The sequence below is a fragment of the Rhodococcus sp. JVH1 genome (genome assembly GCF_000280725.2).
In the GTDB taxonomy this organism is placed as follows: domain Bacteria; phylum Actinomycetota; class Actinomycetes; order Mycobacteriales; family Mycobacteriaceae; genus Rhodococcus_F; species Rhodococcus_F jostii_A.
The window spans coordinates 1,325,749-1,337,715 of sequence record NZ_CP166289.1 but is presented as its reverse complement, the minus strand read 5'-3'; the positions used below and the strand labels follow the sequence as shown (position 1 = coordinate 1,337,715).

Here is an 11,967-nt window from a genome sequence, read left to right as displayed (position 1 = left end):
ACCCGATCAGAGCGCCTATATACATGAGACTAGCCCTCGCGTGTGACGTGTAGATCGCCAGGCCTGCACGTGTGAGCTGTCTCACGGCCAACCGATGGGGTCACCATCGATGACGGTTCTCGCCCCGCGATTATTCCCCGACCCGGTCTCCGCCGCATCCCACAGTCCCGAATAGTGGCCACCGGCATAGCGCAGAGTGGCGTGCGATCCGGTCTCGACCACGCGCCCCTTGTCGATGACGAGGATCACATCTGCCCGGGCCGCGGTGGCCAGCCGGTGGGCCACCACCACCGACGTCCGGGTGCGGGTCACACGGCTGCTCGCCTCGAGAACTACCTGCTCGGTGGCCGGATCGAGTGTCGCGGTCGCTTCGTCGAGCAGCAGCAGATCGGGGTCGACCAGCTCGGCCCGGGCCAGCGCGATCAGCTGACGCTGGCCCGCCGACAATCCCTGCCCGCGCTCGCCGATGGGGTGATGCATCCCACCCCGCAGTCCGGCGATCGTGCCCAGCGCTCCGACCGCGCGGGCAGCGTCCTCGATCTCCTCGCGGCTCGCATCCGGGCGGCCGTACGCGATGTTGGTGGCGACGGTCCCGGTGAACAGGTGCGCCTCCTGGGGGACGACGCCGAGGCGTCCGCGGTACGCGCCGAGCGGGTACCGGCGGAGATCCACGTCGTCGACGAGCACCGCGCCGGACGTCGGGTCGTAGAAGCGGGCGAGCAGTTTCACGATGGTCGACTTGCCCGCACCGGTCCGGCCGACCAGGGCGACGGTGGTGCCGGCGGGGATGTGCAGGTCGATGTCGGTCAGGGCGTCGCTGTCGGCGCCCTGATAGCGGAACCCGACGTCGCGCAGGCACAGCTCGCCGCGCAGGTGCCCGTCGATCGGCTGGAGGTTTTCCCGCGACGTAGCCCGCTCGATGGAACTGGGAGTGCGGAGCAGGTCCCCGATCCGGAGCAGACCGACACTGGCCTGCTGGTACCCGTCGAACACCTGCGACAGCTGCTGGATGGGCCCGAACAGCAGCCCGAGGTACAGCACGAAGGCGACGAGTGTCCCGGTCGTCGTGTCCCCTGCCGCGACCTGGCGCGCGCCGACGAACACCACGGCGGCCAGAGCGAGGTCGGAGAGGAACGCGATGAACGGGAAGTACAGCGAGATCGCCCGCTGTGACCGCATCCGGCTGCGCCGGTAGCTGTCGGCCCGCTCGGCGAACCGCCGGGCGGCGAACCCTTCGCGGCGGTACGCCTGGGCCGCGCGGAGCCCGGCGATGTTCTCCTGGAAGTCGGCGTTGACGAGCGAGATCCGCTCACGCGAGACCGTGTACGCCACCGAGGAGATCCGCCGGAAGATCAGCGTCGCGACGACGAGCGGCGGGATGACGGCGAGCGCCACCAGCGCGAGCGTGACGTCGGTGGCGACCAGGGCGACGGAGATACCGAGGACGGTCAGGACACTCACCACGGCGGTGGACATCCCGGTCTGGATGAACGACGACAGCGCGTCGACGTCGGTGGTCATCCGGGTCATGATGCGGCCGGACAGTTCGCGCTCGTAGTAGTCGAGTCCCAGCCGCTGCAGGTGGGCGTAACTGCGCACCCGCAGCCCGAACAGCACGCGTTCACCCGCCCGGGCGGTGAGGACCGTCATCAGCGCGACGACGAGCCAGCCGGCGACGACGAGGGCGACGCCGACCCCGGCCGCCGTCCAGAGGGTTGCGGAGTCCTGCGGGACGACACCCCGGTCGATCGCGAACCGGACGATCGACGGGAACGCGATCCCTGCGAGCGAGTCGAGCGCGAGGCAGACGACGACGGCGACGAGCAGGGCTCGGACCGGGCGCAGGATCCGCGTCAGCCGGAAGTCGGGCTCGGGCAGGCGCAGGTCCCGGGTGTCGATGCCCGGGCTCTCGACGGCGGGCGGAAGCGCGTTCACGGCCTCCCGAAGTTCCGGGGTCGCGGCCACGTTGCCCAGCGCTCCCGCCATCGGTCCGCCGGCGGTGCGGCCGCCGCCCGGGCCCGCACCGGACGCCGGGGTGCGGCCGGACGAGGCGGACGAGCCGGGCACGTCCCACTCCTCGACGTCCTCCGGCCACAACTCGGACTCGGACGGCATGCGCTGATACGGCATCGGCTCGCTCGGTGCGGGGACGCTGACGTCGATGGGGCCCGCGGTGTCGGGGGAGGCGAACAGTGCGCGGAAGAGCGGGCACCGTTCGTCGAGCTCGGCCACCGTGCCGGAATCGATGATCCGTCCGCCGTCGAGCACGGCGACGCGGTCGGCCAGCGACAGGGTCGAGCGGCGATGCGCCAGGATCAGCGCCGTCCGCCCGCGATTCGCCCGGAGCGCCGCGAAGATCGACGCCTCGGTGGTGGCGTCGACGGCGGAGGTCGCGTCGTCGAGGATCAGCACCCTCGGGTCGGTGAGGAGTGCGCGTGCCAGCGCGATCCGCTGCCGCTGCCCGCCGGAGAGGGTGAGACCGCGTTCGCCGACCACGGTGTCGTACCCGTCCGGCAACGCGGAGACGAACTCGTCGGCGGCGGCCATGTCGGCGGCGGCGCGGATCTCCTCGGCGCTGGCGTCGGGCTTGCCGAGGGCGATGTTGGCCGCGATGGTGTCGGAGAAGAGGAACGGCTCGTCGAACACGAGGCCGACGGCTTCGCGCAACTGCTCGGCGCTCAGCTGCGAGACGTCGAACGACTCGCCCGCCGACGTGAGGGACACGGAACCCGCGGATGGTGCGTAGAAGCGGGGGAGCAGCAGCGACAGGGCGGTCTTGCCGGAGCCGGCCATGCCGACCACCGCGACCGTCTCGCCGGGCGCGATGCGCAGGTCGAGTCCGCGGAGAATGTGCCGGTCCGGTTCGAATCCGAACGTGACCGCCCGCAGGTCCACACCCAGCGGTCCGCCGGGCAGTGCGGTGGGATGCGGCGGGTCCGCGACCTCCGGTTCGGCGTCGATCACCTCGTACACGCGCTCGACGGCGGCCCGGGACAGCTGGGCCATGATCACGACCGACGACAGCGTGCGGGTGACGGCGGTCATCGTGGCGACGTACGTGGCGAAGGCGAGGAACGTGCCGATCGTGATGGAACCGTGCAGGGCGAGGTAGCCGCCGACCGCGATGACGCCGACGAGACCGAGCTGGGGCAGTGCCGCCATGGTCGGCGCGAAGCGCGCATTGATCCGGGCGGCTCGCAGGCGTTCGGCGTACAGCGTCCGGCTGTGGTCTTCGAGTTGGTCGACGGCCCGGCGCTCCTGGCCGAACCCCTTGACGACGCGGACACCGGTGACGGTCTCCTCGACGTGCTGCGCGAGGTCGGCTGCCCGTTGCTGCGCCGACCAGGTTGCCGCGAACAGTTTCGGGCGCATCGCGTAGACGACGAGGCACACGGCGGGGACGATCACCAGCGCGACGACGGTCAGCAGCGGTGACAGCCAGGCCATGATGCCGAGCGCGAGGACGAACTGGAGCAGCGCGCCCGCCGACAACGGGACCATGGCGAGCAGGCCCTGCACCAGCTGGAGGTCGGTGATGGACCGCGAGACCACCTGTCCGGTGCGGATCTGATCCTGCCCCCGCCCGTCGAGGCGTTGCAGCGCGCCCAGCAGGCCGAGCCGCAGGTCGTGCTGGACGTCGAGTGACAGCTTGCCTGCGAGCATCCGGCGGCCGTACTGGCAGCCGAAGCGGACGCACGCGAGCAGTGCGATGAGCAGGGCGGCGATGCCGATCACCTGAGTGGCGCTACCCGAGCCCGCGGCATCGACCGCGTACTTGGTGAGGAGGGGGAACGAGATATCGATCCCGGCGGCGACGACCGTCACGGACAGGGCACCGAGTGCGACGCGGCGGTGCGCCCAGCACTCACCGCTCAGCCGTCGAATCCAACCCGGCCGTGCCTGATCCTGCTCCAGCGTCTGCTCCCGTTCGATCACCGAACCGGACGCACTCTCACTTGCCACTGGATCCACGTTAGCGCCGGGTACCGACAGGGGCGGCACCCGGCGCGGCGTCAGGTGATGTCGCGCTGCCGGGTGAGCGCCCAGCCGCCGCCGACGAAGACCGCGGTCCACACGAGCAGGGCGAGGGGAGCGGTGGGCCAGAGCGTCAGCCAGTCGATCTCGTTGCCCGCGGCCGCGTTCGCGACCGTCCCGAGGGTGGCGGACACGGGGAGGACACTTCCGACGGAGCCGATGCCGATCCCGCTGAGGATCGACCGGAGGATCATCTCGCCGAGGGTGTACCAGACCACGAGGGCGATGCAGCTTCCGACGGACGAGCCGGTGAGCATCGACACGCCGCCGCCGATGAGAGCCCACAGTGCCCCGCAGATCAGGGCCGCCCCGAGCATGGCGAACAGGGATCCGCGCAGTTCGAAGGTGTCCCCGCCGAACGTCAGCAGCAGGGCGACGCTGACCACCTCCACCACGAGGCAGTAGAAGAAGCCGAAGGCCGCGGTGACGGCGAGCTTGGTGCCGATCACCCCGTCCCGGCCGCGGGCGGTGAGGAACGTGGTGGTGAGCGTCTTGTACCGGAATTCCGTGCCCACGTTCACCGCCCCGAAGACCGCGGCGAACAGGACGACGAGGGCGACCGCCACCGCCAGCCCGAACAGGGTGGCGGCGAGGTTGGCCTCGCTCGGATCGGCTTCGAACGCGTCGGTGAACGCGCGCATCACCGGCAGGGTGATCGCGCTCGAGAACATCCCGACGATCAGTGGTGCCAGACCGAGCATCCACCAGAACCGCAGTGTGGTGACCTTGCGGAATTCCGCGGTGAGCAGCGCTGTCATCGCGGACCTCCGGACATCGGACCGTGCTGGGGGTGTGCGGGTGGCGGACCGTAGCCCGGTGGTGGGGCGTACCCGGGTTGCGGACCGTAGCCCGGCTGCGGGGCGTACCCGGGAGGTGCGTACCCGGGCTGGGGAGCGTACGTCGGCGGCGGGCCGTAGCCCGAGGGCGCCGCGGCGCTCGCTCCGGCCACGTACTGACCAGCGGTCATCGACAGGAAGAGTTGCTCGAGGTCGATGTGGTCGCCGACGGCGCCGAAGATCGTCACCCCGGCGTCCGCGGCCACGGACTCGACGAGTTCGAGGGACGCGCCGACGACGGCGAGGCGTCCGTCGGCGAGTGAGCGGGCATCGACGATGCCCCTGGCGGCGAGGGCGGTGGCCAGGGCGGGCGGGCTCGAGGACGCGACCAGCAGCCGGCTCTGCTGCGACTTGCGCAGCTCCTCCATGCGTCCCTGGTAGACGAGGGAGCCGCGGCTGACGATGACGAGATTGTCGACGGTCTGTTCCACTTCGCGGAGGATGTGGCTCGAGATCAGCACGGTCCTGCCGGACGCGGCGAAGCCCTTGAGGAACTCGCGCAGCCAGGCGATGCCCTCGGGGTCGAGTCCATTGGCCGGTTCGTCGAGGATCAGGATGCGCGGATCACCCAGCAGCGCCGTCGCCAGCGACAGCCGCTGCCGCATGCCGAGAGAGAAGCCGCCCGCCTTGCGCCCGGCGACGTCCTCGAGCCCGACGAGCGCGAGCACCTGCAGTGCGCGTGCGTCCGGTACCCCGATCGCGGACGCGTACACCTTCAGGTGGTCGAGCGCAGTCCGGTTGGGGTGCAGGCTCTGCGAGTCGAGGACGGCGCCGACCGTGCGCGCGGGGTCGACGAGGAGTCGAATCGGGACACCGGCGACCGTGGAGCTGCCGGACGTCGGCTTCACGAGCCCGAGGATCATCCGCAGTGTCGTGGTCTTGCCGGACCCGTTGGGCCCGAGAAATCCGGTGATCGATCCCTGCGGCACGGTGAAACTGAGGTCCGTGACGGCGTCGACGTTCTTGAAGCGTTTCGACAGCCCCCGCACCTCGATCGGCGCCGTGAAACTTCCCGGGATTGCTGTGGTCAACCCGTCCTCCCCTGCCACAATCGAATGGAACTGTTTCGACCCTACTGGGCTGCCGTGCCGAGATTCACCAACTGTCGTACAGGGCGTCTGCGACGGCGCATGCTGACACCAATCGATTGGGGACGCACATGAGCAAGCACCACCATCACCATCGCGACGTCATTTCTCCCGCCTACACGGGGCGCCTCTCGATCGATCCGTTTCCGGCGCTGCGGCTGCCGGACGAGGAAACCGATCCCGAGGCCGCGTACCGGTTCATCCACGACGAGTTGATGCTCGACGGCAGTTCGCGGCTGAACCTGGCCACGTTCGTCACCACGTGGATGGATCCCGAGGCCGACAAGCTGATGGCCGAGACGTTCGACAAGAACATGATCGACAAGGACGAGTACCCGGCGACCGCGGCGATCGAATCCCGGTGCGTGTCGATGGTGGCCGATCTGTTCCACGCTCCCGACCTGTCGACCACCGACCCGGCCAGCGCCACCGGCGTCTCGACGATCGGTTCGAGCGAGGCGGTCATGCTCGGTGGTCTCGCGCTCAAGTGGTTGTGGCGGGCGAAGCGGGAGGCGGCCGGGAAGGACACTGCGCGACCGAATCTGGTGCTCGGCAGCAACGTCCAGGTGGTGTGGGAGAAGTTCTGCCGGTACTTCGACGTCGAACCGAAGTACCTGCCGATGGAGAAGGGCCGCTACGTCGTCACGCCGGAGCAGGTTCGGGACGCGGTCGACGAGAACACGATCGGAGCGGTCGTGATCGTGGGCACGACCTATACGGGGGAACTCGAGCCGGTGGCCGCGATCGCGGACGCTCTCGACGAACTTGCCGCGTCCGGCGGCCCCGACGTCCCGATCCACGTGGACGCGGCCAGCGGTGGCTTCGTCGTCCCCTTCCTGCAACCGGAGTTGTTGTGGGACTTCCGGGTTCCGCGCGTGGCCTCGATCAACGTCAGCGGCCACAAATACGGGCTGACGTATCCGGGGATCGGGTTCGTGGTGTGGCGCGACAAGGAACACCTTCCCGAGGGGCTGGTGTTCCGGGTCAACTACCTGGGCGGCGACATGCCGACGTTCACCCTGAACTTCTCGCGGCCCGGCAATCAGGTGGTGGGGCAGTACTACAACTTCCTGCGACTGGGCCGGGCCGGCTACCGGTCGATCATGCAGACGTTGCGCGACACCGCAGTTCGCGTGGGCAAACGCATCGCCGAGATCGAAGGCTTCACCCTGATCACGGACGGCACCGACATTCCGGTGGTGGCGTTCGAACTCGTCGGCGACCCCGGGTTCACGGTCTTCGACGTGTCACACGAGTTGCGGGCGCGGGGGTGGCAGGTGCCCGCCTACACGATGCCCGCCGACGCGGAGGACGTGGCGGTCCTGCGCATCGTCGTGCGTGAGGGCTTCAGCGCCGATCTCGGATCCCTCGTCGCCGAGGCGATCGAGGAAGTGTGCGCCGAACTCCGCGAGAAGGGCGGCGGGCGTTCGACGGAACAGCACTTCGCCCACTAGCTGCTTCGCCTACCGGCTCACGCTTCGATCGCGCGGAGTTCGTCCGGCCAGCGGGCCGGGGCGGGCCCGAACGCTTCACGCGCGTTCTTGACGACGCCCTTGCCGATGGCCCGGTTGCCCGCGCCGCCGATGGCCGCGCCGATGCCTGCGGGCACGAGTTTGCCGAGGACCAGCGCGCTGCGGCGCGCGGCGTACTTGGTGATGAACTTGCGCACCAGCCTGCTGTTCATCCCCTTCATGGTGGGGCCGGGTATGCGGCTGGTGATGGCGCTCGCCCAGTTCTTCGCCGTCACGCCCGTCGCCTTCTGGACGATTTCCATGCCCGATTCGCCGAGCGCCACCGACAGGACGAGTGCGCGCCGCTGCTGGTGGTCGGCGGCGGAGATGCCGTGCACCGACGCGACCGCGAGTGTGAGCAGCGCCGCCGCTTCCAGGAAGAACGCCGATTCGGCACCCACCGCCGCGATGGACGCGATGGTGCCGACCCCGGGAATCGCGGCGGTGGCACCGACTGCGCTGCCGCTGCCCGTCACGGCCAGCAGGAACATCTTCTCCATCCGCTCGACGATCTGCGCGGGCGACTCACCGGGGTGCGAGCGCCGGACCCATTCGACGTACTTCGCCACCGCGGGAGCCTGGAGACGGCTCCCGTTGTCGAGGACCGAGACCAGTACCTTCTCCACCGGTCCACCATTGCCAGCCATCGGGGCTCCCGTCTCGCCTGTGCTTCGAGTGTGCTGGCACCGACTGTAGGTGAGTTGACGCTGTGGCCGGTGTCGGCACCGTTGCCTAGGCTGGTTTCGTGAGCGTCGCCGACAGCGATACCGCGGTGTCGTCCGGGGCCTTCCGGCGCCCGGCGGAACCGTTGCGCGCTCTGGTCACGGGATACGACGGTTATCGGCTGGCCGGTTTCGAGCCCGGCATCCACCTCGGTCTGCCGTCGCCCTGCCTCACGGTGATCGTGACAATCGACGAGCCCCTCGACATCGCCGCCCAGGCGACACCCGAGCAGGCGCCCGGTCGTTTCGACACTCTGGCCAGCGGCATCGCCACGGCCCCGGTGACGATCCGGCACGACGGCAACCAGCACGGCGTCCAGCTGGCCCTCAGTCCTCTCGGTGCCCGCGCTCTGCTGGGGGTCCCCACGGCCGCCCTCGGCGCCTGGGTCGTCGGCCTCGAGGACCTGCTCGGTCCCGACGCGGGGGAACTGACCGAACGGCTGTCGCTCGAACCCGGCTGGGACGAGCGGTTCGCGATCCTCGACGAGGTCCTGACCCGCCGCGCGGCGCCGGCGGAGATCGACCCGCACCTCACCCGCGCCTGGCAGCTGCTCGTCGCCGGCGACGGCGCCCGGGTCGGTGACGTCGCGCACGACGTCGGCTGGAGCAGAAGGCATCTCGTGAACAAGTTCGTCGCCGAATACGGCGTGACACCCAAGGACGTGGTGCGGTTGTCCCGTTTCCACCGCTCCCACCGGATGCTCAAGGGTGCCGCCGGGGCGACACTCGCCGACGTGTCCGCGGTGTGCGGGTATTACGACCAGGCCCACATGGCGCGGGACTGGCGCGACCTCGCGGGCGTCGCACCGTCGCGGTGGCGTGAGATCGACCCGTTCTCATTCGTCCAAGACCCCTACCACGACGACGGCGCAGAGTGATGACATGACTATTTCGACGCACACCACATATGTGTGGCCCACCCTCGTCTACCGCGACGCGCGGTCCGCGATCCGCTTCCTCGTCGACGCCTTCGGGTTCGCCGAGAACGCGGTGTACGGCGAGGGCGACCGGGTCGATCACGCCGAACTCGGCTGGCCCAAGGGCGGCGGGATCATGCTCGGTTCGCCCAGTGAGGACTCGGTCATCAGCGACCTGCCGCCGGGGACGGGCTCGGTGTACCTCGTCGTCGACGACCCCGACGCGCTCCACGAGCGCGCCGTGGCCGCCGGCGCCACGATCGTTCGCGGACTGCGGGACGAGGACTACGGATCGCGCGGCTTCACCTGCCGCGACCCCGAGGGCGTGTTCTGGAGTTTCGGCACCTACACCGGCGGGTGATCCCGCCCGATCACGCCCCGTGCCCGGCCGGGACCTCCTCGCCGGGCTTCGGCGGAGGTGGCGGCGTGCCGTCCCCGAACGGCCTGCCGCCGAGTTGTTCACGCCCGTGTGGCTCGAGCCAGCCGGACAGGTCTGGCCCCTTCGGCACGATCCGGGTGGGATTGATGTCGGTGTGCACGATGTAGTAGTGCTGCTTGATCTGGGTGAAGTCGATGGTGTCGCCGAACCCGGGTGTCTGGAAGAGATCGCGGGCATAACTCCACAGCACCGGCATCTCGTCGAGTTTGTTCCGATTGCACTTGAAGTGGCCGTGATAGACCGCGTCGAACCGGGCCAGGGTGGTGAACAGGCGCACGTCGGCCTCGGTGATCGTGTCGCCGACGAGGAACCTGTGGTCGGTCAGACGGTCTTCGAGCCAGTCGAGGCGGGCGAACAGGCGGTCGTACGCGGATTCGTACGCCTCCTGGGATCCGGCGAATCCGCACCGGTACACCCCGTTGTTGACGTCGCGGAACACGAGATCGGCGACCTCGTCGATCTCGTCGCGCAGCGGCTCGGGGTAGAGGTCGGGCGCGCCCTCGCGGTGGTACCGCTTCCATTCCGAGGACAGATCCAGGGTGATCTGCGGGTAGTCGTTGGTGACCACCTGCCCGGTGGGGACGTCGACGATCGCGGGCACGGTGATGCCGCGGGGGTAGTCCGGGAAACGCGCGAAGTACGCGTCCTGCAGGCGCGGGATCTTCAGCACGGGGTCGAGCCCGTCCGGATCCAGATCGAAAGTCCAGCTGCGCTTGTCGTGGGTGGGGCCGCACAGTCCCATCGACAACACGTCCTCGAGTCCGAGTAGTCGCCGGACGATGATCGCGCGGTTGGCCCACGGGCACGCCCGAGCGGCGACGAGGCGGTAGCGGCCCGGTTCGACCGGAAAGCCGTCGCGGCCGTCGGCCGTGATGCGGGTGGGGATGTAGTGGGTGTCGCGCGTGAACTCGGCGCCGGATTCGACGTAGGCGCCTTCTGTGCTGTGCGGTTCTGCCGTTCGTTCTGTCATGGTCGACTCGTCCCCGTCTGTCGATGTCTCTCAGAGCGTACTTCGGGAGATCGTGACCGCGGCATACGTTCCCAGTTCCCGGTACCCGGCGCGGGCGGCGAGCGCGCGCGAGGCCAGATTGTCGCGGGGTGAACGGCATTGGGCGATCAGGCCGCTGTCGAGCGCGTCGTCGGTGGCGATCCCGGCGACCGTGGCGCCCAGTCCCCGGCGCCGGAACTCCGGCACCGTCAGCACACCGACATCGGCGAGGAACCCCTGGAACTCGGCATACCCGGCGGAACTGACCGGTTGCTGCGCGTCGTCGAGAATCGTGAACCATCGGTTGCGGTCACCCAGGCGGGCCTCGGTGACGTCGTCCGGGGGACATGCCTCCTCGACCTGCCGGACGTGGTCGTGTTCGTGGGAGACGAGCGGTGGCCGCCCGGTCGCCGGATCCTGGTAGTCGGTGCCGAACGCGAGCGCCACGGGACCGGCGCACCGTCCGGACCGATCCTGGGTGAGGGCGAGCAGGGTCGCGGATTCGGTCAGCTCCTCCGACGTGTGCCCGTCGGCACGCTCGATCGCCCACCGCGGTCCGACGAGCGCGGACGTCTCGCCCAGGCGCAGGAAGCGGATCGTGTCCGTGTCGTCGTCCACCCGGACGGCGCGGTCGTCGGCGCCCGGCCGGGTGGACAGAGCGTCGTCGGGCAGTCCCAGTTCGCGTGACCAGGCGAGTCGAATGATGTCGAGGTGATGGGGGTCCACGGGACCCACGGTAACCGCTTGTTCCCTATCCGCCCGGACGGTATATTCCACGTGGAGTATTTGACTTGGAGTAGTGGAGGCGGTGACTGTGGCACTCACGCCGCTCGGTGTCACCATCCTCGGTCTGCTGTGTGAGCGCACGATGCATCCGTACGAGATGTACCAACTCGCCGCCACCCGGCGTGGACGCGTCGTGAAGATCCGGCCGGGTTCGCTGTATCACACCGTGAGCAGGCTCGAAGGTGAAGGGCTGGTGCGCACCACCGGCACCGACCGGGCGGGAAATCGGCCCGAACGCACCATGTACGAGGTCACCGAGGCGGGCCGGGAAGCGCTCGTCCACCGGGTCAGCGACATGCTCGCCACCCCGGTGCACGAGTACCCGCAGTTCCCTCTGGCACTGGCGGAGGCGCACAACGTCGCCGCCCCCACCGTGGTGGAACTGCTCCGGGAACGGCTCGATCACCTCACCCGCGAGATCGACGAACTCGAGACCGCCGCCGCGCTCGCCTGTTCCACCGAGACCCCCAGGATCTTCCTCCTCGGCAACGAATTTCTCGTCACCGTCGCCCGCGCGGAGCACGAATGGCTCAGCGCCCTGGTGGCCGACATCGACTCCGGAGCCCTCCCGTGGCTTTCGCCGGAACTTCTCGAACGACTGACACACTCACGCCGGATCCCATCCGGTTCAGCAAAGGATTGATG

At 69.3% G+C, this 11,967-nt stretch carries 10 protein-coding genes; 4 read left to right on the top strand and 6 right to left on the bottom strand.

The features are described 5' to 3' along the window. Window positions 1-81 precede the first annotated feature (81 nt). Genes JVH1_RS06260 through JVH1_RS06250 form a run of 3 tightly spaced genes read right to left on the bottom strand, consistent with a single transcriptional unit; the run spans window position 82 to window position 5,902 of the window. A complete protein-coding gene (locus JVH1_RS06260; protein WP_009479250.1) occupies window positions 82-3,963 on the bottom strand; it encodes an ABC transporter ATP-binding protein in 3,882 nt (1,293 codons plus the stop codon). A gap of 50 nt (window positions 3,964-4,013) precedes the next feature. After that, window positions 4,014-4,793 carry an ABC transporter permease gene (locus tag JVH1_RS06255; RefSeq protein WP_009479251.1) on the bottom strand — a complete coding sequence of 260 codons (780 nt, stop codon included), beginning with the start codon at window positions 4,791-4,793 and terminating at the stop codon, window positions 4,014-4,016. Next, the gene (locus tag JVH1_RS06250; RefSeq protein ID WP_009479252.1) at window positions 4,790-5,902 is read right to left on the bottom strand and encodes an ABC transporter ATP-binding protein; all 1,113 of its coding nucleotides are present in this window, start codon (window positions 5,900-5,902) and stop codon (window positions 4,790-4,792) included. The genes JVH1_RS06255 and JVH1_RS06250 overlap by 4 nt, the downstream gene beginning before the upstream one ends. Window positions 5,903-6,030: 128 nt before the next feature. Between JVH1_RS06250 and JVH1_RS06245 the strand changes: the two genes are divergently transcribed. Next, on the top strand, window positions 6,031-7,413 hold the full coding sequence (locus JVH1_RS06245) for a glutamate decarboxylase (RefSeq protein WP_009479253.1): 1,383 nt from the start codon (window positions 6,031-6,033) through the stop codon (window positions 7,411-7,413). A 17-nt stretch (window positions 7,414-7,430) separates the two neighbouring features. Here JVH1_RS06245 and JVH1_RS06240 read toward each other — a convergent pair whose 3' ends face one another. Further along, window positions 7,431-8,117 (bottom strand): hypothetical protein, encoded by a 687-nt coding sequence (locus JVH1_RS06240; protein WP_043781998.1) that lies wholly within the window; start codon window positions 8,115-8,117, stop codon window positions 7,431-7,433. A gap of 98 nt (window positions 8,118-8,215) precedes the next feature. Between JVH1_RS06240 and JVH1_RS06235 the strand changes: the two genes are divergently transcribed. Further along, entirely contained in the window at window positions 8,216-9,070 is an 855-nt protein-coding gene (locus JVH1_RS06235) for a helix-turn-helix domain-containing protein (protein ID WP_009479255.1), read from the top strand. Window positions 9,071-9,074: 4 nt separating this feature from the next. Then, the gene (locus JVH1_RS06230) at window positions 9,075-9,470 is read left to right on the top strand and encodes a VOC family protein (protein WP_009479256.1); all 396 of its coding nucleotides are present in this window, start codon (window positions 9,075-9,077) and stop codon (window positions 9,468-9,470) included. Window positions 9,471-9,480: 10 nt separating this feature from the next. On the opposite strand, the gene JVH1_RS06225 is transcribed toward JVH1_RS06230, so the two are convergent. After that, on the bottom strand, window positions 9,481-10,518 hold the full coding sequence (locus JVH1_RS06225; protein WP_009479257.1) for a glutathione S-transferase family protein: 1,038 nt from the start codon (window positions 10,516-10,518) through the stop codon (window positions 9,481-9,483). Window positions 10,519-10,548: 30 nt separating this feature from the next. After that, complete coding sequence (locus JVH1_RS06220) at window positions 10,549-11,271, bottom strand: GNAT family N-acetyltransferase (RefSeq protein WP_009479258.1); 723 nt, start codon at window positions 11,269-11,271, stop codon at window positions 10,549-10,551. A 79-nt stretch (window positions 11,272-11,350) separates the two neighbouring features. On the opposite strand from JVH1_RS06220, the gene JVH1_RS06215 reads away from it, so the two are divergent. Next, the gene (locus JVH1_RS06215) at window positions 11,351-11,965 is read left to right on the top strand and encodes a PadR family transcriptional regulator (RefSeq protein ID WP_009479259.1); all 615 of its coding nucleotides are present in this window, start codon (window positions 11,351-11,353) and stop codon (window positions 11,963-11,965) included. Window positions 11,966-11,967: the final 2 nt, after the last annotated feature.

What these genes read in the sequence shown, in the direction of transcription:
- JVH1_RS06255 (WP_009479251.1), bottom strand. Translation starts at nt 4,793, where the DNA reads ATGACAGCGCTGCTCACCGCGGAATTCCGCAAGGTCACCACACTGCGG.
- JVH1_RS06245 (WP_009479253.1), top strand. Translation starts at nt 6,031, where the DNA reads ATGAGCAAGCACCACCATCACCATCGCGACGTCATTTCTCCCGCCTAC.
- JVH1_RS06240 (WP_043781998.1), bottom strand. Translation starts at nt 8,117, where the DNA reads ATGGCTGGCAATGGTGGACCGGTGGAGAAGGTACTGGTCTCGGTCCTC.
- JVH1_RS06230 (WP_009479256.1), top strand. Translation starts at nt 9,075, where the DNA reads ATGACTATTTCGACGCACACCACATATGTGTGGCCCACCCTCGTCTAC.
- JVH1_RS06225 (WP_009479257.1), bottom strand. Translation starts at nt 10,518, where the DNA reads ATGACAGAACGAACGGCAGAACCGCACAGCACAGAAGGCGCCTACGTC.